Annotated in this window: 22 protein-coding genes and 1 tRNA gene; 6 read left to right on the top strand and 17 right to left on the bottom strand. The window is 58.7% G+C overall.

Annotated elements, in window-relative coordinates; all coding sequences use genetic code 11:
* The 4 genes from AKG12_RS14435 to AKG12_RS14420 form a co-directional block, all read right to left on the bottom strand.
* The coding region (locus AKG12_RS14435) for an ATP-binding cassette domain-containing protein (protein ID WP_156316053.1) at positions 1–210 on the bottom strand (210 nt) is incomplete at its 3' end.
* Between the two features lie 9 nt (positions 211–219).
* Positions 220–1,296, bottom strand: coding sequence for an ABC transporter substrate-binding protein (locus AKG12_RS14430; RefSeq protein WP_046799034.1), 1,077 nt, complete (start codon positions 1,294–1,296; stop codon positions 220–222).
* A 26-nt stretch (positions 1,297–1,322) separates the two neighbouring features.
* Positions 1,323–2,126 (bottom strand): ABC transporter permease, encoded by an 804-nt coding sequence (locus AKG12_RS14425; protein ID WP_052819343.1) that lies wholly within the window; start codon positions 2,124–2,126, stop codon positions 1,323–1,325.
* Positions 2,123–3,055 carry an ABC transporter permease gene (locus AKG12_RS14420; protein WP_052819342.1) on the bottom strand — a complete coding sequence of 311 codons (933 nt, stop codon included), beginning with the start codon at positions 3,053–3,055 and terminating at the stop codon, positions 2,123–2,125. The genes AKG12_RS14425 and AKG12_RS14420 overlap by 4 nt, the downstream gene beginning before the upstream one ends.
* A gap of 431 nt (positions 3,056–3,486) precedes the next feature.
* Between AKG12_RS14420 and AKG12_RS14415 the strand changes: the two genes are divergently transcribed.
* Both AKG12_RS14415 and AKG12_RS14410 read left to right on the top strand, forming a co-directional pair.
* Entirely contained in the window at positions 3,487–4,689 is a 1,203-nt protein-coding gene (locus AKG12_RS14415; RefSeq protein ID WP_052819341.1) for a pyridoxal phosphate-dependent aminotransferase, read from the top strand.
* Positions 4,690–4,699: 10 nt separating this feature from the next.
* Positions 4,700–5,392, top strand: a complete 693-nt coding sequence (locus tag AKG12_RS14410) for an SDR family NAD(P)-dependent oxidoreductase (protein ID WP_046799037.1) — start codon at positions 4,700–4,702, stop codon at positions 5,390–5,392.
* Between the two features lie 63 nt (positions 5,393–5,455).
* Here AKG12_RS14410 and AKG12_RS14405 read toward each other — a convergent pair whose 3' ends face one another.
* The 11 genes from AKG12_RS14405 to cpdR form a co-directional block, all read right to left on the bottom strand.
* Complete coding sequence (locus AKG12_RS14405; protein WP_046799038.1) at positions 5,456–6,361, bottom strand: LysR substrate-binding domain-containing protein; 906 nt, start codon at positions 6,359–6,361, stop codon at positions 5,456–5,458.
* A gap of 271 nt (positions 6,362–6,632) precedes the next feature.
* Complete coding sequence (locus AKG12_RS14395; RefSeq protein ID WP_052819339.1) at positions 6,633–8,132, bottom strand: FGGY-family carbohydrate kinase; 1,500 nt, start codon at positions 8,130–8,132, stop codon at positions 6,633–6,635.
* Positions 8,125–8,967 (bottom strand): class I fructose-bisphosphate aldolase, encoded by an 843-nt coding sequence (locus AKG12_RS14390; RefSeq protein ID WP_052819347.1) that lies wholly within the window; start codon positions 8,965–8,967, stop codon positions 8,125–8,127. Before AKG12_RS14390 ends, AKG12_RS14395 begins: the two co-directional genes overlap by 8 nt.
* A gap of 2 nt (positions 8,968–8,969) precedes the next feature.
* Positions 8,970–10,694, bottom strand: a complete 1,725-nt coding sequence (locus AKG12_RS14385; RefSeq protein WP_052819338.1) for a glycerol-3-phosphate dehydrogenase/oxidase — start codon at positions 10,692–10,694, stop codon at positions 8,970–8,972.
* Positions 10,695–10,815: 121 nt separating this feature from the next.
* On the bottom strand, positions 10,816–11,814 hold the full coding sequence (locus tag AKG12_RS14380) for an aldo/keto reductase (protein WP_052819337.1): 999 nt from the start codon (positions 11,812–11,814) through the stop codon (positions 10,816–10,818).
* Positions 11,811–12,785, bottom strand: a complete 975-nt coding sequence (locus AKG12_RS14375; RefSeq protein WP_046799042.1) for a sugar-binding transcriptional regulator — start codon at positions 12,783–12,785, stop codon at positions 11,811–11,813. The genes AKG12_RS14380 and AKG12_RS14375 overlap by 4 nt, the downstream gene beginning before the upstream one ends.
* Positions 12,786–12,837: 52 nt before the next feature.
* Positions 12,838–13,839, bottom strand: coding sequence for an ABC transporter permease (locus tag AKG12_RS14370; protein ID WP_052819336.1), 1,002 nt, complete (start codon positions 13,837–13,839; stop codon positions 12,838–12,840).
* Between the two features lie 12 nt (positions 13,840–13,851).
* Positions 13,852–15,372: a sugar ABC transporter ATP-binding protein gene (locus tag AKG12_RS14365; protein WP_052819335.1), complete on the bottom strand. Its 1,521-nt coding sequence runs from the start codon at positions 15,370–15,372 to the stop codon at positions 13,852–13,854.
* Positions 15,373–15,441: 69 nt separating this feature from the next.
* Positions 15,442–16,455: a substrate-binding domain-containing protein gene (locus AKG12_RS14360; protein WP_052819334.1), complete on the bottom strand. Its 1,014-nt coding sequence runs from the start codon at positions 16,453–16,455 to the stop codon at positions 15,442–15,444.
* Between the two features lie 329 nt (positions 16,456–16,784).
* Positions 16,785–16,859: transfer RNA gene (locus AKG12_RS14355), tRNA-Val, on the bottom strand.
* An 82-nt stretch (positions 16,860–16,941) separates the two neighbouring features.
* Positions 16,942–17,304 carry a cell cycle two-component system response regulator CpdR gene (gene cpdR, locus AKG12_RS14350; protein ID WP_003497910.1) on the bottom strand — a complete coding sequence of 121 codons (363 nt, stop codon included), beginning with the start codon at positions 17,302–17,304 and terminating at the stop codon, positions 16,942–16,944.
* A 182-nt stretch (positions 17,305–17,486) separates the two neighbouring features.
* On the opposite strand from cpdR, the gene AKG12_RS14345 reads away from it, so the two are divergent.
* Positions 17,487–18,371: an N-formylglutamate amidohydrolase gene (locus tag AKG12_RS14345; RefSeq protein WP_046799046.1), complete on the top strand. Its 885-nt coding sequence runs from the start codon at positions 17,487–17,489 to the stop codon at positions 18,369–18,371.
* A 334-nt stretch (positions 18,372–18,705) separates the two neighbouring features.
* Complete coding sequence (gene hisN / locus AKG12_RS14340) at positions 18,706–19,482, top strand: histidinol-phosphatase (RefSeq protein ID WP_052819346.1); 777 nt, start codon at positions 18,706–18,708, stop codon at positions 19,480–19,482.
* A 22-nt stretch (positions 19,483–19,504) separates the two neighbouring features.
* On the opposite strand, the gene AKG12_RS14335 is transcribed toward hisN, so the two are convergent.
* A complete protein-coding gene (locus AKG12_RS14335; RefSeq protein ID WP_052819333.1) occupies positions 19,505–20,446 on the bottom strand; it encodes an alpha/beta fold hydrolase in 942 nt (313 codons plus the stop codon).
* 368 nt (positions 20,447–20,814) lie between these two features.
* On the opposite strand from AKG12_RS14335, the gene hspL reads away from it, so the two are divergent.
* Entirely contained in the window at positions 20,815–21,297 is a 483-nt protein-coding gene (gene hspL, locus AKG12_RS14330; protein WP_046799048.1) for a heat shock protein HspL, read from the top strand.
* A 66-nt stretch (positions 21,298–21,363) separates the two neighbouring features.
* Here the strand turns inward: hspL and AKG12_RS14325 are convergent, their stop codons facing one another.
* Complete coding sequence (locus AKG12_RS14325; protein WP_052819332.1) at positions 21,364–22,383, bottom strand: bile acid:sodium symporter family protein; 1,020 nt, start codon at positions 22,381–22,383, stop codon at positions 21,364–21,366.
* Between the two features lie 99 nt (positions 22,384–22,482).
* Here AKG12_RS14325 and AKG12_RS14320 point away from each other — a divergent pair, with 99 nt between their 5' ends.
* On the top strand, positions 22,483–23,343 hold the full coding sequence (locus AKG12_RS14320; RefSeq protein ID WP_052819331.1) for a LysR family transcriptional regulator: 861 nt from the start codon (positions 22,483–22,485) through the stop codon (positions 23,341–23,343).
* Positions 23,344–23,347 lie beyond the last annotated feature (4 nt).

Genomic DNA, 23,347 nt, shown 5'->3' with positions numbered 1-23,347 from the left:
GGTCGGCTTGCCGCCGACCACGATTTCACCCGAGGTGGGATCGACAAGCCCCGCAATCATGCGAAGGCAGGTCGTTTTCCCGCAGCCGCTCGGGCCGAGAAGCGCCAGGATTTCCCCTGCCTTGACGGTAAGCGAAACATCATCGACGGCAACGACCTGACCGCTGTAATGCTTGGTCAGTCTTTCCAGGCGGACTTCTACGGATTTCATCAGCGTTCCTCAGCCGTTAAAGGTCTGGTTGTATTTTTCGAGCCATTGGGCGCGGCGCGGAATGATGTATTTCCAGTCCGGCGTGAAGAGGTTGAGCGTTTCCATCTTCGCTTCCGGGTAGGCAAGGAACTTCGCCGTATCCGCGCCGAACTCGATGCCCTTGACGGAGGGGGCGCTCAGCGTCGCTTCCGAGAGCATCTTCTGCACGCCCGGATCGAGGATGCGGTTGATATAGGCAAGCGCGAGATCGCGGTGCGGCCCGCCCTTGACGAGCGCGATGGAATTGATGCCGGTGAATGCACCTTCCTTCGGGAAGGTCATGTCCAGCGGCACGCCCTTCTTGGTGTGCGGATAAACCGCCTTGGAATATTCGATGCCGCCGAAATCCGCCTGGCCCTGCGCCACCATCATCGTCTGCGCTTCCGCATCATAGATCGACAGCACGTTAGGCTTCAGCTCGGCGAGTTTCGCCCAGCCGGCATCCGTATCATATTGCGCTTCTTTCAGCGGCTTGCCCGTCGCAAGGGCGGCCGCCACCATCAGCATCAGAACGCTCTGGGTATTCTTCGGTGTGTTGAGAAGCATGCGGCGGGCATATTTCTTGTCGAACATCTGTTCGTAGCTTTCGAACGGCTTGCCCGTCGTCGGATTATAGAACAGGCCGGCAATCGAAATCGCGAAACCGACCCCGAAATTGTCTTCGAAGAGATAACGCGAATAGACATTCTTGAGGTTGGGGATTTCATCCGCCGGCAATTGCTCGATCAGGCCTTCCTCCTTGGCCTGCGGAACACCGACATCGTCCATCGACATCACGCTATATTGCGGATTTTCGCGGGTGGCGCGCAGCGTCGCGATATTGGCGAGCGTCGCGCCTTCGGTCGTCAGGACCCGGCACTTATATTCCTTTTCGAAAGCCGGGATCACTTCCTTCTTGATCAGCCCGCCCTGCGCCGAATTATAGACGCCGACATACATGGTGCGGTCCTGTGCGGAAGCCGCGGTGTAAAAATAGGGTGTGGCGAGCGCGCCTGCGGTGACTGTCAGGAAACTGCGCCGTTTCATGATGATGGTCTTGTCTGTCATTTCCGGGTACCCCTCTTGTTGTTGATTTACATAGCCATTGCCCGGCGCAGACCCACCAGCCTGTCGAGGACGAGCACGACGGTCACCGCCAGAAGAATGATGATGGTGGACATGGTCGCGACCGAAGGATCAAAAACCGTGCCGATCTGGCGATAGAGAACGATGGGCACGGGCAGGTTCGCAGAATCGGCCAGCCACATCGAAACGGGATAATTGTCGAAAGAAACCATGAAGCAGAAGATCGAGCCGGAGGCGACGCCGGGCGCGATCTGCGGAAAGATCACCCGCGTGAAGGTTTTCCAGCGGGTGGCGCCGAGCGTGCGCGCCGCTTCCTCAAGGCTGACATTGACGAGCTGAAGACTGGTCAGCACCGTGCGGATCACATAGGGCGACGTCACGACGGTATGGGCGATGAGAAGCTTCAGCTTGGTATCCATCCAGCCATAGCCGGAGAAAAGCTGCAGCAATGCCAGGCCGGTCACCAGCACGGGAAAGATCAGCGGCGAAAGCAGCAGCCCCTTCATCAGCGAGCGGCCGATGAATTTTCCACGGGAGAGCGCGAAGGCTGCGGGAACGCCGAGCGCCAGTGAAAGGATGGTGGTCGCCACCGCCAGCGCCGCGCTGAAAGTGAGGCCGGCGGTGAATTCCTCGTTCTGCATTACTGCCGCATACCAGCGGAACGTGAAACCCTGCGGCGGAAAGGTGACGAAATAACTGTCGGAGAACGAGATGGCGACGACGAGGATGATAGGTGCCAGGATGAAGACCATCATGGCGGCGGTAGTCGCGTAGAGGATGATGGCGGACGTGCCGGTCAGCTTGTTGTTCATGACGCGCTTGCCTTGATACGACGCCCGCCGAGCAGCCGCATCGAGACGGCGTTGATCAGAATGACGATGAAAACGAGGATGGTGGCGATGGTGGCGCCGAACGGCCAGTCATAGACCGCGAGAACCTGCTGTTCGACCATGTTGCCGAGCATCTGCGAGCCAGGACCACCGATCAGGGCAGGAATGACGTAGGATGCGGAAGCGAGCGAAAACACCAGCGTGAAACCCGCTAACAGACCGGGAAGGCTGAGCGGGAAGGTGATCCGCAAGAACACCTTCCATGCCGGCGCGCCGAGCGTGCGCGCGGCCTGCTGGAGATTCGGATCGATCTTGCCGAGAGCTGAGGACAGCGGCAGCACCATCATCGGGAAGAAAATGTGCAGGGAGCCGATGATGACGGCGGCATCCGAAAACAGCAGCGTCAGCGGGCTGTCTATGATGCCCAGATTCATCAGCACATAATTCAGAAGGCCGGTCGGGCCGTTGCCGAGAATGAGCTGCCAGCCATAGGCGCGAACCACGACGCTGACAGCGAGCGGCGCGATGACAATCAGCGTGATGATGCGGGTGGTGGCGATATTGCCGCGCACAAGCACGGTCGCGACCGGATAGGCCAGTATGGCCGCGATGATGGAGGTGACGAGGCTGATGCGGATCGTCGCCCAGAGCACCTTCTGGTAAAGATCGACCTCGAAAAACCTGACATAATGGGCAAGCGTGAAGGGGGAGCCGATCAACCCTTGCGAATTCTGCGTCATGACGCTGAAGGTCATCAGGCGGATGGCCGGCCAGAAAAAGAAGATCGTGAGGAAGATCAACAGTGGCAATATGAGTATGCCCGGTGAAAACAGCTGGCGCTCGATGGCTTTCCAGCCGGAAATTCCACGGCGTGGCAGGGCATGGGGTTTCATGATCGCAATATCCGACATCTATACTCCCGTCGCGTTGAATACGGCACGAGGCATCGCGTTGACCCGAACGACGTGATCGCCCAAGCCTATGACTAGAATTTGCTGGGTGTGCTCCCTGTCGAGGTATCCGGTCTTTCGCCGGCACCTGTCGCATGTTTCTGCTTGCTCGCGTCGGTTACCTCTTTGGGCAATATTGCCCGACGCGTCGTTCCCTTGTTGTTGTCAGGAGCTTAGGGGCTAAGCCGACGCCCTGCATAATAGTTTATTGCTCTTAGGTCATCGCATACGAGTATGGACCGAAGCAGCCGTTTGAAGCCGATGCATCAAAATCCCGTATGACCTCACATCGAAGTCGTATTGGGGAAACGGCGGAAAATTCCCGTAACCTCTTTGTCATGCACTGGCGTCGCGACGATGCCTGCCTTCACCGTCACAATCGGAAATAATCCATGCCCACCATCGCCCAACGCCTTAACAACGTCACCGTGTCGGCTTCGCTCGCCATGACCCAGAAAGCCCGCGATCTCGCCGCTCAGGGCATCAAGGTCATCAGCCTGTCTTCCGGCGAGCCGGATTTCCCGACCCCTGCCCACGCGGTCGAGGCGGCGCATGCGGCGGCCCTTGCCGGTGACACGAAATATCCGCCAGCCGACGGAACGCCGGCGCTACGGGCCGCAATCCAGCGGAAGTTCAAGCGCGACAATAATCTCGATTACGATCCAAGCCAGATTCTGGTGGCGGGCGGCGGCAAGCAGATCATCTTCAACGCCATCATGGCCACCTGCGATCCGGGCGATGAGGTCGTCATTCCCGCGCCGTCGTGGATCAGCTATGCCGATATCGTGAAGTTCGCGGGCGCCGTGCCGGTGCCGGTGATTTGCCCGGAGAATAACGGTTTCCGCCTGCGGGCCGAAGATCTCGAAGCCGCCATTACCCCGAAGACCAAATGGCTGCTTTTCAACTTCCCCAATAATCCCACGGGCGCCGCCTGCTCCCGCGCGGAAATGAAGGAAATCGCCGAGGTCATGCTGCGGCATCCGCATGTCTGGATCATGACCGACGACATGTATGAGCACCTGATCTATGACGACTTCGAATTCTGCACCATCGCCGAAGTCGAACCCCGGCTTTATGACCGTGTTCTGACCGTCAACGGCGCATCGAAGGCCTATGCCATGACCGGCTGGCGCCTTGGTTTCTGCGGCGGCCCGAAGGATCTCATCAAGGCCATCAGCAACGTCAACACCCAAAACAGCGGCGGCGTCGCGACCATCGTGCAGGCCGCCGCCGTCGCGGTTCTCGACGGCCCGCAGGATCTGCTGAAGGAGCGCGCCGATATCTACAAGACGCGCCGCGATTTCGTACTCGGCAAGCTGGCCGAGATTGACGGCCTTCGCTGCCACAAGCCCGAGGGCGCCTTCTACATCTTCCCGAATATTGCCGCGCTGATCGGCAAGACGACGAAGGGCGGCACGAAGATCGAAAACGATACCGATTTCGTCATGGCGCTGCTCGCCGAACATCACGTTGCCACGGTGCAGGGCGCGGCCTATGGCCTCAGCCCCTTCTTCCGGCTTTCCTATGCCACCAGCATGGAAAACCTTGCCGAAGGCTGCGCCCGCATCGCCGAATTCTGCAATGGAATGAAATAGGGAGAACAGCATGTTGGGAGGAAGTGGCCGTGTCATCATGGTTTCCGGCGCATCGCGGGGCCTTGGCCTTGCGATCGCCAAAAGGCTTCACGAAGCTGGCTTCACCGTCGCGGCGGGAGCGCGAAATCCGGCCGCCGTTGCGGTGAAGGACCGGCTTTCGGCTGATCGCTACGATGCGGAAGAGGCGGGCTCGGCGGAGGCTTGGGTTGACGCGGTTGCGGCCAGGTATGGCCGGATCGATGGTCTGGTGAATTGCGCCGGCATCAACCCGAAGGTCCGGGTGATGGATACGGGTGAAGAAAGCCTCGACCAGATGTGGCGCATCAACGTCAAGGGTCCGCTGAGGGTCACCCGCGCCGCCATTCCTCATCTCGTAAAAACCGGACAGGGTAGGGTCATCAATGTCGCCTCGCTGGCGGGACGCCGCGTTGGGTCGAATGTCGGTTATGCGATGACGAAATTCGCCGTCGTCGCCCTCACCCATGGTATCCGCCAGGAATTATGGGACAGCGGCGTGCGCGCCACCGCCCTCTGCCCCGGCTATATCGCAACCGATATGACATCAGGCGAAACGGAAGTCAGCCGCGAGGACATGACCCAGCCGGAAGATCTTGCCGAAATGGTGGAAACCCTGCTTCGCCTGCCGAACAATCTTTCGGTGGCCGAATTGCTGGTGAACTGCCGCAAGGAAGCCATGCTTTGATCTTTTCCACGCGCGGCACCGAGAAACGGTGCTGCGCTTGGCTTTAAAACCGGCCTGACCCTTTTATTTCAAGGTCTCCGCCAGTTGCAGTAATATTTCCTTCACGGCAAGCGCCGGCTCGGAGAGCGGTGTATTGTCCGATACGCAGAAGGACAGCGTTTCCTCGATCATTGGGCTCGCGATCTGCCTGACGACGATTTCCTCATTGGATTCCGCCACGATGCGGTCGGCGATGGCTTTGGGCGTTATGGTCGCGCCAAGCCCGGCATCCACGCCGCGCGCGATGGTCCTTACCGATTCCAACTCCGCCATCACGATCAGATCCTTGCGGCTGCGGGTGAAGGCAAGATTGATGGCGCGGCGCACGAAATTATAGGTCGGTGGCAGAAGAAAGGGCAGATATGCCAGATCAGCGACTGTGATCGGCGCATCGCCGGGCTCCACGCCGAAGCTGCGATGCACGACCAGCACGAATTCCTCACGCAATAACGGCGTGAACTTGACACCCCGGATCGGCCCGGTGCCGTGAATCAGGCCCATTTCCAGACGGCCGTTCATGATCATCTGACTATAGGGCTGGCTGACGCTTTCCGTGATATGCAGGAGAATGCCGGGATGAAGCCGCTTGGTTTCCTCCATCAGACGCAGCGCCAATGTGGCTGCGCTGCTGAAGGGCGCCAGCCCGACTGATACCTTGCCGGAGAGTACCGCACCTGCCTCCAGAGCCTCTGCCTGTGCCTGCTCCATCTGTCGCAAAATCACCTGGGCATGCCTGTAGACGACCTTGCCGGCATCGGTCATGACCACGCCCTGCTGGCTTCGGGTCAGCAACTTCTGACGGAAATGTTCCTCGATGCTTGCCAGTTGCTGGCTCAGCGCCGGCTGGGCGATATGCAACACATCCGCCGCTCTTGTTATGCTACCCATGTCGACAATCGTGATAAACGATTTCAGGCGCCTGATATCCATCTGCTGCTGCTTATCCCATTACTGCTTACAGGGATAAGATGCGCAATTTGCCGATAATGTCCATCTTGCATTTCCCCGCCTGGCCCCTTCCGCCTTGCGGCGCGGCGGCACTGACCATCCTGTGCGATCTGAGCGGTCTCACCGATAATGTTCGTGATGCGGCCGATGAACCGCCGGGCAATAAACCAGCCGGCCAGGGCAAAGCACCGCTGCCGTCATGATCTATGCGGTGCGCATGATGCGCACCGCTGAATCGGAAAGCCCGGAACCCTTATTCCTGCAGGCGAAGAGCATTCCAAAAGCCCCGCAACTGGCCGGTCAATTGTGTGTAGATACCATAACGCCACCGGTAATGCCGGACTTGGCCTTCATTCGGTTCGTAGGCACTCGCCACGCGCGTCATCGCCGCAACCGCTTCCTCATAACCGGGATGGAGACCGACCGCCACGGCCGCACCGATCGCCGCACCAAGCGCGCCCGTCTCGCGGGCTTCGGCGACACGCAGGGGAATTTCCAGCACATCCGCCATGATCTGCGGCCAATGCTGGCTGCGGGAACCGCCACCGGACATCACGGCACTTTCGACCGGCAGGCCGGCTTCACGCAGGACGCCGATATGACGACGATGTTCGAAACAGACGCCTTCGAACAGGGCACGCAACATATGGCCTTCGCCATGCCACCCCGCCAGACCGTAGAAGCCGCCCCGGAATTCCGCGCCCAGCCGTGAACCGAAGATGAAGGGGTGAAAGAACGGATCGTCGGCGCGCGGTGTAACCGAGCCGACCAGTTCGTTGCACCGGTCGAAGGCCTGATCGCCATGGTCGCCGCGAATGCGATGCACGTACCATTCGAGATTGGCGGCGGATGTGGCACTGGATTCGATATTGACATAGCGGTCCCGGCCGAATGTCGTCACCATGAAGACGTCGGGGCTGATGACCGGTTTGTCGGCGAAAACCTGATTGATGCTCCAGGTGCCGGCAATGATGGAAGCCTCTCCCGCATTGATGACGCCCGACCCCATGGCGCTGGAGACGACATCGAAATACCCGCCAATGACGGGCGTGCCTTCGGAGAGCCCGGTCGCTCCTGAAGCCTCGCTTGTGACGCGGCCGACGATGTCAGCCGATTCCACGAGGCGCGGGAAAAAGGCAGCGGCATCATCAAGCCCATAAAGCGACAGGAGTTCCCGGTCGAGCTTCGCTTCAGGCAAGGCAAGCAATCCCGCACCGCTGAGGTCGGAAATGTCATTGGCAAGGCAGCCGGTCAGACGGAAATTGACGAAATCCTTGCAGAACAGCACCGTGCCGGTCTGTGCATATATGTCAGGCGCATGCCGTTTTACCCAGGCAAGCAGGCTGGGCGTTTGCGCAGGCCATGGCCGCTGCAGGCAGCGGGCCTGCAATAAATCTCCGCTTTTCCGGTCAAGCTCGGCCGCAATATCGGCGGCACGACTATCAAGCGACTGGATACCGAGCAGCGGCTGTTGCCCCTTGTCCAGCAGGTAAAGACCATTGCCATGACCGGCGCAGCCCACCGCCACAATGCTGCGGGGATCGACCGAAGATTTTACCAGAAGCTGGCGGATCGCCGCGCAACCATTGCGCCATAATTCCTCAAGATCACGCTCGACATAACCGGGCTGCGGAAATGTCGAATGGCCGTCGATGGCATGTTGTGCGACCTGCCGGCCCGCCGTGTCGAACAGCACGGCCTTGATGACCGTGTTGCCGACATCCAAACCCAATATATGATTTTTCTCAGCCACGATTATAGATGTCCCATGCTTCCTCACCGCTCGCACCCTCATGGATGATGCCCATCAGGGCCGCAACAACGGCCTTCGGATTGTCATGCTGATAGATGTTGCGACCATAAACCAGCCCGTTCGCCCCTTGAGCCATCAAGGCCGCCGATTTTGCCAGCACGTTGCGCAAGTCCTCTCGCCCCCCGCCCCGAACCAGCACCGGGCAGCGCGCCGCTTCGATCACCCGGTGAAAATCCTGCGGATCACTGGTGGGATCGGCCTTGATGATATCGGCGCCCATTTCCGAGGCAAGACGCACCAGCGTAACGATCTTTTCGGCGTCGCCATCCACTTGATAACCGCCCCTGATATCATTCGGCAGCATCACCAGCGGCTCGATCATCAGCGGCATGCCGAACCGGTGGCAATCGGCGCGCACACGGCTGATATTTTCGACACATTGGCGAAACAGTTCCGGCTCATCCGGCAGCATGAACAGGTTCACGACAACGCAGGCGGCATCCATTTCCAGCGCGCCGATGATCGGATCGTGATAATTCTGAAGCTGCGACCACATGGTTCTGTGGCGCGTGGAATTATAGGGGTTACCCATATCGATGCGCATGACGAGGGCCGGCTTGTCCCGCTCCGGCCTCTGCTGCAACAGATCCGCGTGCCCGTAGACCATCTGGATTGCGTCGGGACCTGCCTCCACCAGCTTTTCGACGGTCTGCGGCATATCCTCAAGCCCGATGAGAAAACTCGGCTCGTTGCAAACCCCGTGATCGATGGCCACATCAAGGCATCCGCCATTGCGGAACAACCGGTTCATGCGCGCCTTTTTCGAAATCCGCATCATCATGCATTCTCCTTGCATCTGTGTTGAAGCATTGCCGGACTGACCCCATAAAAGGTCTCCAGCTCATGAATAAGCCGCTGCCGCTCGCCCGCCGCATGGCTCGATGACCAGCCCAGTTCGCGTGCCGTGACGCCGAGGACTGCGTCGATCAGATCGGCGTTGATGCGGCCGGTTATGGCAAGCGTGGTTCGCCGCAGAATGAGATCGGTCAGGTGCCGGACATGTTCGGAACGGATCAGCCAGATAACTTCCGCAGCTGTGACGGGCAGTTTTTCGCAAAGCGGCGTGTCATCCGGGCGGCCCCGGCAAAAGCCCATCACTTCAAGCGCGCGTGAACCATAGGCCGACGCCAGATGTTCGGCCCGGTCCCCGCCGATCGAAAACTCCTCCGATAGTAAGGCGGGCAGACGTCCGGCACAGGTTGGAAAATTCCTGCCGCCGCCGATTGGGCGACCCATCGTGCCGGTCAGCCGCTTGCGTCCGAGAAAGGCCAGAACCTCGTCGGTCACCTGTTCGCCAAAAGCCCTGAAGGTTGTCCACTTGCCACCGATCATGCAAAGCTGCGGCGGATCGCCTGCGACGCGGTGAACGAAATGGCTGCGGGAGATTCTCCCGGTAAAGGCGGCATCGCTGCGCGGCAGCGGGCGTATGCCGCTGAAACTGAAGACGATGTCGGAATGGTCGATGGCGATATCCGGAAAAACCTGTCGGATCGCATCGAGAATATAGTCGCGCTCCTCCGGCTCACATCGCACCCTCTCAGGACGATCCACCTTGATATCGGTCGAACCCGCGAGAACACGGCCAAGATAGGGAAAGAGGATGCAGACGCGGTTATCGGCATTCTCGAAAAAAATCATATGCCCGTTCAGGGCTTTGAGAAGCGCCTCATTCGCCAGGATCAAATGTGATCCCTTGGTGCCGGAAACGGTAGGCTTTGCCTTTTCCGCAGTCGGAGCCTCCGCCAACGCACCGATCGTCTCGTCGATCCAAGCTCCCGTCGCATTGACGATGATCCGGGGCCGGACAGGCAGGGTTTCCTCCGTTTCCTCCACCCGAAGATGATAGTCATCCCCGGTGCGAACCAGCTCCACATAGTTGAGCGCAAGGCTTTGCGGTGCATCGGTCGAGGTATCGATGAGGAGTTCCAGCGCAAGCCGTTCAGGCTGGCTTATCCATGCATCGTAATAGGTCGCTGAATATCTGATATCAGGTGTCAGGCCCGGCCAATGCTGCAGCGTCTTGCCGGCGCTGCGAAACTCATGGCGGGGGAGAATGCGGTTTTTACGGGTTACAAAGTCATAAAGCGTGAGACCCGCCTTGATGGCTAGCGCCCCCCGGCTTGCGGGTTTGCCGCCGGAGCCGAAAAATGTCGCCGCTGCATTGAACAGCCCGCTGAAAGTCGAGAAGATCGGAATCGTCGTTGGCAGCGGATGAACCATGTGCGGCGCGAGCGTCAGCAGCGCATCGCGCTCCCGCAGCGATTCCGCCACGAGGCCGAATTCGCCGTTTTCGAGATAACGAAGGCCGCCATGGATCATGCGTGAGGGCGCGGCGCTGCAGCCGGAGGAAAAATCATTGCGCTCGACCAGCAGTACCCGCAACCCCTGCAATGCGAGATCGCGATAGGCGGCGATGCCGTTGATGCCGCCGCCGATGACGACGGCATCGAAATCACCATCTTGCCGGATGCGGCGCAGAGCGTCCTCGCGAAAACTGGGCATAGAAATACCGTTCACTGGCTGATGACCAGCGTCCCAATGTTGTTGACCGTTTAAAGCGACAGGAAAGACAGGCGGCGAAAATTATGTGTTATTCGCCGGAAGACCCGTCCCGACTACGTGTTCAGCTATCAAGCCCCACAAGATGTTCGGCGACGCCGGCGCTGATGAGGGCCACTTCACTGTCCGTGAGGCGCAGGCGGGCTGCCGCGGCATTTTCAACCGCCTGAGCCGGGTCACGTGCACCGCACAGCGAAAATGTGATGCCTGGCTGGGCAATCGTCCAGGCAATCACCACCTGTGCCACCGAGGCACCGTGCCCAGCCGCCACCGGTTCCAGCACACCCATCAACTGCGCGATCTTCTGACGGTTCGACTGGCTGAAACGGGGATTGCCATGGCGTTGATCATCCTCTGCAAATACCCGCTCAGGTCCGACCTTGCCCGACAACAGACCGAGCGCCAGCGACGAATAGCTGAGCACGGAAACGGCGTTCTTTCGGCAAAGCGGCAGGAGCGTCGTCTCGATATCCCGCTTCACCATGGAATATTCTTCCTGAATGGCATCGAGCGCACCGGTGGCGATATAGGCCTCAAGATCGTCGGGCGAGACATTGCTTGCTCCGATCGAGCGTATCTTCCCCTCCTCCTTAAGCCGCACCAGGGCCTCAACCGTCTCGGCAATCGGGGTCGTCGCGTCCTGCCAATGGGTGACGTAGTGGTCGATATAATCGGTTCCGAGCCGCTTCAGGCTCTCTTCAACCTCATGCCGGATCGACGCCGAGCCGAGATAACGGTGAACAGGCTTGCCATCCTGATGGAAGAAATAAGCGCCCTCATTCACATGCCAGACGAGCCCGCATTTGGTGACAAGCACCACCTTGTCGCGCCGACCGGCAATCGCCTTGCCGACGATGGTTTCCGCAAGCCCCATGCCATAGGCCGGTGCGGTATCGATGAGGGAAATGCCGGCATCGATGGACGCTTGAATGGCGGCGATGGATTGCCGCTCATCAGTACCGCCCCACATCCAGCCGCCGATGGCCCAGGTGCCGAGCCCCACAACTGAAGCGTTGATGCTGCTGCCGCCAATCGTCCGGGTCAATATGGAATTGTCCGTCACGAAATTTCCCCTTCTTCCTGATCCAGTAAATAGCCGGCGATAGCCTCGTCCACGACGAGCGAGGTCAGATATCGGCCGGCAAGCGTGGCTGCCACCGGTCCTGCCTTGATGGCGCCTGCCGCCACACCAATGATGTTCGGGCACCGGGCAAGCTGCCCGGGGTCCAGCGCCACCACGCGCGAGTTGAGATCGATGCGCGCCAGCTGCCCGTCCGCCATGGTGAGGTGGGCGAGGAATTCCCCGGCAATGCCCGCATCCACCAGCGCCTGCCCACCACGGGCCACATCCGGCAGAAGATCGTAATAACCGGAACCCGGCGCCTCCACCGAACCGATGCCGACCAGCGCCACCTGCGCCTGCCGTGCCAGATCAAACACTTCGCGGATTGATGCGACATTCATCAGGAGATCGCGCTGTTCCTCGTCCTCGGCAAACAACGGCGCATGCAGAAGCGACGCGCTGCCGCCAAGCTTTTCCGCCAGCTGCGTGGCGAGATGATTGACATCCGTATAATGCTTGCCCTGCACACCGCCGGTCAGCGGCACTACCCGCACATCGAAACGGCGCTCCGCCTCCAGATTGTCGACAACCGCGCTTACCGCCTTGCCACCGGTAATCGCGATCACGTCGCCATCCCGGATCGTCTCCAGCAAGTGATTGGCGGCCACCCGCCCGACCATCTGCAGCGCGGTTTCGGGATTGTCGGAAACGGTCGGCGTCACCACCGATTGCCTGAGACCGAAACGGCGGGTGATCTCGTTTTCAAGGTCCACCAACCGCTGATAGGGGCTGGCGATGGTGATCTTCACCATGCCGGCCTTGCGGCCCGCAGCAATCATGCGGTTTACCTTGGTATGGGAAAGATTGAGCCGCTCGGCGATCTCCGACTGTTTTACACCCTCGATGAAATGCAGCACCAGGACGGAATATACCTGTCTCTGTTGATCGAAGTCGTCCTTGATATCCAGCATGATCGTCTTTCTCCAGTTACCTTCGGGCGTTCAATGCGCGCTCGATGGGCGCTCAGCGGCGACGCCTGACCAGATAGTGGTCGAACAGAACCGCCGTCAGCAATATGCTGCCCCTGATGATGTCCTGCCAGTAGACAGACACATTGAGCAAGGCAAGCGAGCTTGAAACGACCGACAAAAGGATCGCCCCGAGGATTGCGCCAAGAATGGTGCCGGAGCCGCCCGAAAGGCTGGCGCCGCCGATGACCGCCGCGGCAATCACGTTGAGTTCCATGCCGATGCCGAAGCTCGGCTGGGCAGACCCGAAGCGAGCCATGTAGATCACACCTGCAACGCCGGCCAGCATCGAACACAATGTGGTGGTGGCGAATACCACCCGGCCGACGCGGATGCCGGAATAGGCCGCCGCCTTGGGATTGCTGCCCGTATAGAACACCTTGCGGAAGGCGGTCGTGCGTCGCAGCAATAGATCGAACGAAACGACCACCACCGCGAAGATGATCAGCACCAGCGGAATGCCGCCGAGCGCACCCTGGCCGATGAACTTAAACTCCGGCGGCAGGGAAAAGAGGCCGAGCGGACGACCGCCCGTTGCCAGCAGGCAGGCGCCGCGAGCAATCACCATGACGCCCAGCGACACGATGAAATGATGCAGGCCGATCACCGTCGTCAGGAAGCCCATGGCCATGCCGACCAATGTCGTCAGGCAGATCGCCAGCCCGGCGGCCACCCAGGGATCGACACCGTTGAGGAATAGCCAGCCGGCCGCAACCATGGCAAGTGCCGTGACGGAACCGACCGAGAGATCGATGCCACCAGAGATCAACAGGATCGTCATGCCAACCACGACGATGCTTTCGATGGCGAAAACCATGGCCATGGCCCGCAGATTGTCCACGGTCAAAAAATACGGCGATATGAACGACATCACCGCAAAAAGCGCGAGGATGATGACGATCAGCCCGGTTTCCCGCGCTTTCAGCGCCGGCTCCCACCATGCAGTACGGCGAACCGCCGTCTCGGCAAGGCTTGAAGGTGTTTCCGATGTTGCCATTTTCCCGCTCCCTCAGGCCCCGGCCGGGCTATGCACAATATTGATCGATGCAAGCTGCATGATCTTCTCCTCCGTCATGTCCTCTCCCTCCACCTCACCGGCAATGCGCCCTTCGCGCACGACCAGCACGCGATCACTGACGCCGATGAGTTCCGGCAGTTCTGAGGATATGACCACCACTCCGACGCCTTCGCGCGCCAGTTCCCGTATCTGGCGGTGGATTTCAGCCTTTGCGCCCACATCCACCCCCCGCGTCGGCTCATCCAGAAAGATGACCTCGGGTTCCACCGACAGCATCTTCGCCAGAGCCACCTTCTGCTGGTTGCCGCCGCTCAAGGTCGAGACCGCGTCGCCGACGCTGTTCGCTCGCAATTTCAGCCGCTTGCCCAGCTCATCGGCGCGCTTCATTTCCCTGCGCCGCTCGATGAAGCCCATGCCGTTCGATATCCTCCCGACATCGAGCGCCGAGACATTTTCGGCAATGGACATATTGAGGAACAGCCCGTCGCCCTTGCGATCCTCGGACAGATAGACCAGTCCCTCGCGGATGCTGTCGCGATAATCCTTCAGCTTTAACGGCCGGCCGCGCAGCGCAACTTCGCCTCTGGGCTTCCCTTCCAGCCGGCAGACTGCCCGTGCGATCTCGCTTCGGCCCGCGCCGATCAGACCGGCAAGACCGAGAATTTCACCGCGACGCAGATCGAAATCGACATCGAAAACGCGCTTTCCTTCGTTCAATCCCCGAACAGAAAGAATGACATTGTCCGACTTTTCATCTTCCGAAAGTTTCGGCGGATAAAGCTTGTCGAGAACCCGCCCGACCATGCTGTTGACGACCTCTTCCGGGGAAATCTCCGCGATATTCGCCGTCTTGATGTGGCAGCCATCGCGCATCACCGTGATGCGGTCGCAATGTTCAAAAATCTCCGCCATCCGATGCGAGATATAGATGATCGCAATCCCGCGTTCCGCCAGCCGGTGCATGATCCGGAAAAGCGTCTGGGCTTCGGTTTCGGTCAAGGCCGCCGTCGGCTCGTCGAGTATCAGGATACGGCAATCCAGCGTCAGCGCCTTGGCGATTTCGACTATCTGCTGTTGCGAGATCGACAGATCGCCGGCGCGGCTGGCGGGGTCGATATCGCCGATTTCCCGCAGGATGGCTGCGGCCCGCTTGCCGAGATCGCGATAATTCATGAACAAGGAACGGCTTTGGCCGGTCTCCGACATGAACATATTCTCGGCAACCGAAATTTCCGGGCAAAGGGCGATCTCCTGATGGACAAAACCGATGCCGAGCCGGTTCGCCGCATTGGGCGAAGATATCCGCACCGGTTTGCCGTCCAGCAGGATCTCGCCGCCATCCGGCTGCAGAATGCCATCGATAATATGCATGAGCGTCGACTTGCCGGCACCGTTTTCACCCGCCAGCGCGTGGATTTCACCACGCCGCAATTCGAGTGCGGCACTGCGCAACGCCCGCACGGGGCCGAACGCCTTATGAATATTCGTCATGCTGAGGATGACCTCGCCCATAACGTCCTCCCGAAGCTGCTTCCCATTTAACCGGCGAGGCTCAAACCCCGCCGGTTCAAGGGCGACGCGTCAGCGCCCCTTCATATAGTCGTTGAGATCAAAGGAAGCGGCGTTCGCCTTGGTGATCACGGCAAAACCATTGTCCATCGACGGAACCTGCATCGGGTTGAAGCCCGACACCTTATAATCGTTGAACGGGTCGATCAGATCCGAATGGGCACCCAGAAAGGTGTTCATGAAACCCATGAAGCCCTGAACGCCCTGATTGGGGTTGATGGACATGTAGATATTGCCCTGCTTGATATGCTCGAGCGTCGCAGGCGTGATGTCCGCGTGCAGGATCAGGACCTTCTTCTTTGCCTCCAGAACAGCGGCCGTCGCGCCTTCGGCCGAACCGGCCTCGGGAATCCACAGGGCGCCCAGATTGGGGTTGGCCTGTAACAATGCGCCGGTTGCCTGATAGGCGAGGTTCGAATCCTGATTGGTCGCCTGGCGGCCAACCAGTTTCATCTGCGGATAGGTACGCCCCATATAATCGATGAGGGCAGTGACGCGCAGATCGTGGTTGCTCTGGCCCGGATTTTCCAGAACCGCATATTCGCCTTTTTCGCCGATCTTCTTGACGATTTCGTCAGCCGCGAATTTCGCCTCGGCAACATTGTCCGAGGTGATATAGGCGGTGCGCTTCGACTTCGGAGAGTCAGCCGCGAAGGTCGTTACCGACACACCTGAGGCAATGGCCTTGTTGATCGGTTCAATGAAGGGATCGGCCTGCATCGGATGCAGCAAAATGCCTTTCGGTTTTTTCACCAGTTCCTGCTCGAAGGACGCGATCTGCTTGGTGATGTCATATTCGGGCGTGCCGGTGAAAACCGCCTCACAGCCAAGCGCCATGGCCGCCTGCTTGAACCCTTCAAAGACCGGCACCCAATAGGGGTGGCTGGAAACCATGACGTTCATCACATAGGTCTCACCCGGTTCGCAGGCAAACTTGCCCGCGGCGGCGGCCGGTGAAGCCACGCCAGCGGAAATCGCCACGGCAAAAACACCCGCGGCAACGGTCGATTTCAGAAAAGCCAACATATTCCCCTCCCAAGGACAATGAGCTAGTCCGCAATAAATTTTGAACTGTGTAATTTATTGCATGGGCATTGAGATATCTGGAAACCGAGTGGGCGTCAATGCGGTTTGAATTTTATTTTGTACTGTGAAATTTATTGCGAACCACATGAATGTCATCGGACGAAGCTGGGGGTAAGGTCCGAACGGGGCAATCGGCCGCTTGGGAATTTTAACGCTTTGAGACGTCATGAAAGCCTCTCGCGGAGAGGGTGGGGGGAGATTGCCCTGACGCAAGCCAGAAACGAAAAAAGGGTTTCTGATCACTCAGAAACCCTTTTTATGAATTCGGATGGTGGGCGTGACAGGGATTGAACCTGTGACCCCTACGATGTCAACGTAGTGCTCTCCCGCTGAGCTACACGCCCTCCGTTGGCGGCGGATAGACCACAAAACCTGTTCGTGCGTCAACTGCTTTTTTTCGGTTTTGTGAAGGTTTTTTATGAGGCCTTACGCCACAAGGAGTTTGTTGACCTCATCCACCAGATCGCGCAAGTGGAATGGCTTGGAAAGCACCTTGGCGTCCTTCGGGGCCTTCGAATCGGCGTTCAGCGCGACCGCGGCAAAGCCGGTGATGAACATGACTTTCAGGTCCGGGTCGAGTTCGGTCGCGCGTCGCGCAAGTTCTATGCCATCCATTTCAGGCATGACGATATCGGTCAGCAGCAGCGAAAAAGGCTCTTCGCGAAGCCGGTCGTAAGCGCTTGCGCCATTGTCGAAGGAAGAAACCTTGTAACCGGCTTTTTCCAGCGCCTTGACGAGGAAGCGGCGCATATCGTTGTCGTCTTCAGCAAGAAGAATTTTTTGATTCATGGTTAAGTGACCGTAACTGCTCAATGTTTGGAATACCCTAGCCCGATTATAGGATTTTCACGGTAAATATCCTGTGAACACGTGAATCGGTATAGCGCTGCTTTGGCGATAGTATGGACTTGCCGCACGGTAACTGGCAACATGAACATCCTGATAGTTTGTGACATGGTAAATGGGTCTGAATGGACTGGGTAACGGGCGAATATGAGTTGTTTGAAGTAACGGAGCCTGCCGTTCAAACCCTGCCATTCGTCTATAATTCACCCCATAGCGGCCGCTGTTATCCCATTTCCTTCCTCGAATCGGCGCGGCTGGATTCGCATGAGATTCGCCGCTCGGAAGATCATTTCGTCGATGAGCTTTTCGCCGCCGCCCCTGAGATCGGCGCGCCGCTTCTGAAAGCGAATTTTCCCCGCGCCTATCTCGACGTCAATCGCGAGCCCTACGAGCTCGATCCGCGCATGTTCGAAGGCACCCTGCCGCCTTATGCCAATATCGGCTCGATGCGGGTTGCCGGCGGCCTGGGCACGGTGCCGCGCATCGTCGCCGAAAATATGGATATCTATGCTCACCGCCTGCCGGTCGATGAGGCACTATCGCGGATCGAGACAATCTATAAACCCTATCACGCCTGCCTGCGCCGGCTGCTTTCACGCACCCATGCCAATTTCGGCATGGCAGTGCTGATTGATTGCCATTCCATGCCCGGTAATATCCGCGTCGCCGGCTCAAACCTCCGACCGGATGTGATCATCGGTGATCGCTACGGCACCAGCGCATCCCAGGAAGTTTCCCGCGCCGCCCTGCATTTCCTTGAGGAGCTGGGCTTCATCGCGGTCTGCAACAAACCGTATGCCGGCGGCTTCATCACCGAACATTATGGGCGGCCCATTCGCTCCCTCCACGCGCTGCAGATCGAGGTCAATCGGTCGCTTTACGTCGATGAAAAGACGCTTTCGAAGAAAGCCGATTTTCCGGCCATTCAGGCATCGCTGGAAATCTTCATGCGCCAGCTCGGCGCTTTCGTTTCAGAATACGCGATCGAAACCTCGCTCGCCGCCGAATAACGCGTCAAATCCCTGATATTTCAAATCTTTATACCAGACCGCCTGGCCGTGTGCCGGGCAAAAAAAACCGCGCTTTTGGCGCGGTCAAGTCTAGGGAGGAAACACCCAAGGAGGGTATTTACAGTCAAAGACTGCAGGGTCACGCTACGCAGTATCTGCACAATTGTCAATCATTTTATTTTATGCCTATTTTTTAGACTTCTGCCGAAAATATGGAAACACCGGCTCCCGCACCCATACGAGTGGACGGCGGATGTGATTCCGGTCTATGCATTTCGCCACGCAATTCACGCCAATTCATTCAGGCTCCACCATCCAGGCAATGAGGTTTCGCATGCTGCCCGACCGGGATTTCTTCTTCAAACTTGCCGATGCAGCCAGCGCTGAAACGCTTCCCCGCTTTCGCACGGGCATTGCCGTCACCAACAAGCAGGATGGTGGCTATGATCCGGTGACGGAAGGCGATCAGGCAGCAGAGACTGCCATTCGCGCCCTCATAGAAGCGCGCTTCCCGCAGCACGGCATTCTTGGCGAAGAACATGGCAATGTCGGCCTTGATCGCGACCATATCTGGGTTATCGATCCGATCGACGGCACCCGTGCCTTCATTTCCGGCGTGCCGGTCTGGGGTACGTTGATCGGCTTCCAGTCGACCGGCCGCGCCACGATGGGCATCATGGACCAGCCCTTCACGAAAGAACGTTATTTCGCTGATGGTGAGAGCGCCTGGTATTTCGGCCCCGATGGCGAGCGGAAAATCCGTACGCGTGACTGCGCTTCACTGTCGGATGCAGTGCTGTTCACGACTACCCCCCATATTTTCACCGCAGAAGAAAAGCCCCTCTATGAAAAGGTGGAGGAGCAGGTCCGCCTATTCCGCTACGGCGTGGATTGTTACGCCTATTGTCTGCTCGCGGCCGGTCACGTCGATCTGGTGATCGAATCCGGTCTGAAACCCTATGATGTCGGGGCATTGATCCCGGTGGTCGAACAGGCCGGCGGCATCATGACCACCTGGGATGGCGGGCGCCCGGAAAATGGCGGACGCATTCTGGCAGCCGGCTCCAGGGCCGTGCACGAACAGGCGCTCGCCATTCTCTCGAAACTATAGTTTTTCCGCTTTGGCGGCCGCATCACTCCGGCGCGAAAAACGCGTCGATGGCCGCCAGCGCCTGTTTGCGGAAAACGTCGCGCTCATGCAGCAGTTCATGGCGCGCGCCGGTGACGGGAAGAAGCTGCGCCGCACGGAAATTGCGTGAGAGCTCTTCCTGCGCCTTATAGGGCGTAATCGTATCCAGCATCGGCGCCAGGATGAGGGTCGGAATGGTGATGTTAGTCAGATGGTCCTGACGGGTCACCCGCGCCATGGCCTTCAACGCTTCATAGACCCAGCGCGCCGTCGGCGCACCGATGAACAGTTCCGGAAATTGCCGGTGCAGCGACAGATTTCGCGCAAACCGCTTCGCATCCGAGGTCAGCGGATTGCCGTCGAAATCCCGCTCACGCTGATCCTTGCCGAGCTGAACTCTTCCCAGGCCGATGAGACTTAAGACCGTCGAAACAAGCCGGATGACGGGCGCGGGAATGGATTGCTGGCTGTCCAGTTCGATGAATGGCGAGCAAAGCGCGAGGCGGTCTATCCGGTTAGACAGGTCGGGTGCCGCCGCAAGCGCTGCAAGCGCGCCGGTGGAATGCGCTATCATGAAGAATGGCAGCCGCGTATCCGGCAACACCACCTGCTCGAGAAACAGGCTGATATCGCGCTGATAGTCGGAAAAGCGCCGAACATGCCCGGCGCCCGGCCTTTTCAACAGCCGTTCAGAACCGCCCTGCCCGCGTGTGTCAAAGGTCGCGACCCAGAAACCCATGGCCGTCAGATCGGCAACCGTTTCGAAATATTTCTCGATACATTCGTTGCGGCCATGCAGCAGAACCACCGTTCCGCGGGCAATATGGCGGCTGGCGCGAAAGATCGCATATCGAAGCTGTTTGCCGCCATGGCCGGCAAAATATCCGACGGTATGGTTGCCGGGAACCGGGTTGTCTTCGCTGGCGCGCAATGTGGCTTCGATCATCGGTCTTTTCCGGCTTTTCAACTCTTTTCGGATAGGTCGGCGGCGACAGAAGGTCAAAGAAAAAATTGCCGGAACCGTCGGTTAAAGCAGTCGCGGTTCCGGCGAGTAAGACAGAAGAAGAAGGGACGTTATTGCTTCTGTCCACGGAGAATGTCTCCGATGACCGAAGTTTTATGGCGCTCAAACTGAATGATGCCGGAACCGGATGTTCAGCCATGGTTCATGTTGTGACCACCCCTTGACGCAGGCTCAAGCCATTCCCATCTCCTTCATGCGGTCGCCAGAACGGGGCCGCGCCCTATGTCCGGTCGTCGCCAGAACGGGACGCCGGATTTAACCGCAAACAGTCGCTTCTTAAGGAGGACACCATGCGTCACGTCGATTTTTCTCCCCTTTATCGCTCCACCGTCGGCTTCGACCGTCTTTTTTCGATGCTTGACGGCCTCGGCCAGCCCGAACAGGCCCAGTCCTATCCGCCCTACAATATCGAGCGGACGGGCGAAAACACCTATCGTATCACCATGGCTGTTGCCGGTTTCGATGAGACCGAACTCAGCATTGAATCCCGCGCCAATGCGCTGACGGTGAAGGCTGAGAAGTCCGGGGACGAGAAGTCATCCGAAGGCGAGTTCCTGTATCGCGGCATCGCCACGCGCGCTTTCGAACGCCGCTTCCAGCTTGCCGACCATGTCGAAGTCCAGACCGCTTCCTTAAAGAACGGCCTGCTCCACATCGATCTCGTCCGCAATATTCCGGAAGCCATGAAGCCGCGCCGCATCGCGATCTCGTCCGACAGCGCCGATGCGCCGAAGACGATCGAAGCCCAGATCACGCCGGCTCAGGTCAACTAGACTATCCTGACATGCAACAGGAACGGCCCCTTCACGGGGCCGTTTTTGTTTGCAGAAATTTTCGTGTCAGCGGGTGGGTGCCACCACGCCTTCTGCGGCAGCCGTTTCTGTAGTCGCTGCCTTTTCGTGGGCCTTGCGGGCATAACGCTGGGCCAGCACGGCGCAGACCATCAGCTGAATCTGATGGAAAAGCATGATTGGCAGAACGATTGCACCAATGCTCTGGCCGGCAAAGATCGCACCCGCCATGGGCACGCCACTGGCAAGGCTCTTCTTGGACCCGCAGAAGGTGATGGTGATTTCATCCGCCTTGTTGAAACCAAGCGCCCGGCTGCCGAACATCGTCACGCAGAGGACAAGCGCCAGAAGCAGAATGTTGATGACGATGACCACCCCGATGTCCCTGAGCGAAAACGTGTGCCATATGCCCTCGATGACCGCATCGGAGAAGGCGAGATAGACAACCATCAGAATGGAGCCGCGATCGACGGGAGACAGCAGTTTCTTGCGCGCCCGGATCCAGCCGCCAATCCACGGCTGCAACACCTGACCGACGATGAAAGGCAACAACAGCTGCAGGAAGATTTGCAGGAACGCGTCCAGCGAAAACCCGTTGCCATGGCCGCCGACCGTAAACAGCAGGCCAACCAGCAATGGCGTCAGGAACATGCCGAAAATATTCGATGCCGAAGCCGAACAGATCGCCGCCGGTACATTTCCGCCCGCCATCGAGGTGAAAGCGATGGAAGACTGCACGGTGGATGGCAGGACACAGAGAAACAACACGCCCATATAAAGCGGTGCCGGCAGAATGCTTTCTGGAATGAAACCGATCGCCACGCCCAGCAACGGGAAAAGGCCGAAAGTGACGAGCAGGATCGCCAAGTGCAGACGCCAGTGCAGGATGCCGGCAATCACCACATCCCGCGACAGCCGCGCACCATGCAGGAAGAACAGAAGCGCAATCGCCAGCTTCGTCGCCAACCCGAAATATTCCGCCGGCTCTCCGCTGATGGGCAAAAAGGAAGCCAAAATCACGGTGGCAACCAGCATCATGGTGAAGCGGTCAGGCAGGAAGCGGGTCATGGGAAAATCTTTCCGGCATCGGTTTTGCTTGAAATGTCAGCCACTATCGCTAATCATGAATTCGAATGCAAAGACTAACAGTTATCATGATTTGAGATAATGCTGAACCTTCAACATCTTGCCAGCTTCGTCATGCTTCAGCAAACCGGCAGCTTCACGCTGGCTGCCGAGCGACTGGGCGTTGGCCAATCCACCGTCAGCCAGCATATTCAACGGCTGGAGGCCTCACTTGGTCGTCGGCTGATTGCGCGCAGCACCCATCAGGTAAAACTGACCGGCGAGGGCGAAGCGCTGCTGGGTTATGCCCGCAATATGCTTGACATCGACAGCAAGGTCTCCTCGCTCTTCAGCGAAAGCCGCCTGCGCGGACGGCTCAGACTCGGCGTATCCGAAGATTTCGTCGCCAGTCGGTTGACGGCTATTCTGGAAGAATTCATCCGTCTTTATCCTCTGGTGGATTTGGAACTGACGGTTTCGCTGAGCGGCGTGCTTTACCAGATGCAAGACAATGGCGAACTGGATGTGGTGCTGGCGAAACGCCGTCTTGGCGACAAGCTTGGACACTTCCTCTATCGCGAACCGCTGGTGTGGCTGGCGCGCGACCCGGAGCGGATGCTGAACCAGCCGGACGCCCTGCCGCTGATCGCCTTTCCACCGCCTAGCATTACCAGAAAGGCGGCGCAGGAAGCGTTGGACCGTGCCGGTCTCGCCTGGCGCATCGTCTGCACCTGCGGCAGCCTTAGTGGACTGACTGCTGCTGCAAGAGCGGGCATGGGCATTCTGGTGCAACCGCGCAGCATGGCGCCCGCCGGTCTCAAGGAGATTGCGGCGGATGTGCTGCCGGCGCTTGAAGACGTTGAATTCGTGCTTCAGCCCAGCAAGGGCACCGACACAAAACTGGTGCGCGCCCTTTCCGATCTCGTTTCCAGCAAGAGCATCGCACCGGGCAGTTTCGTTTAAATTC

It is taken from the genome of Agrobacterium sp. SUL3, from assembly GCF_001263295.1.
Classification (GTDB): Bacteria; Pseudomonadota; Alphaproteobacteria; order Rhizobiales; family Rhizobiaceae; genus Agrobacterium; species Agrobacterium tomkonis.
The sequence above is the reverse complement of the archived record's forward strand: the minus strand, read 5'-3'. Positions and strand labels throughout refer to the sequence as shown.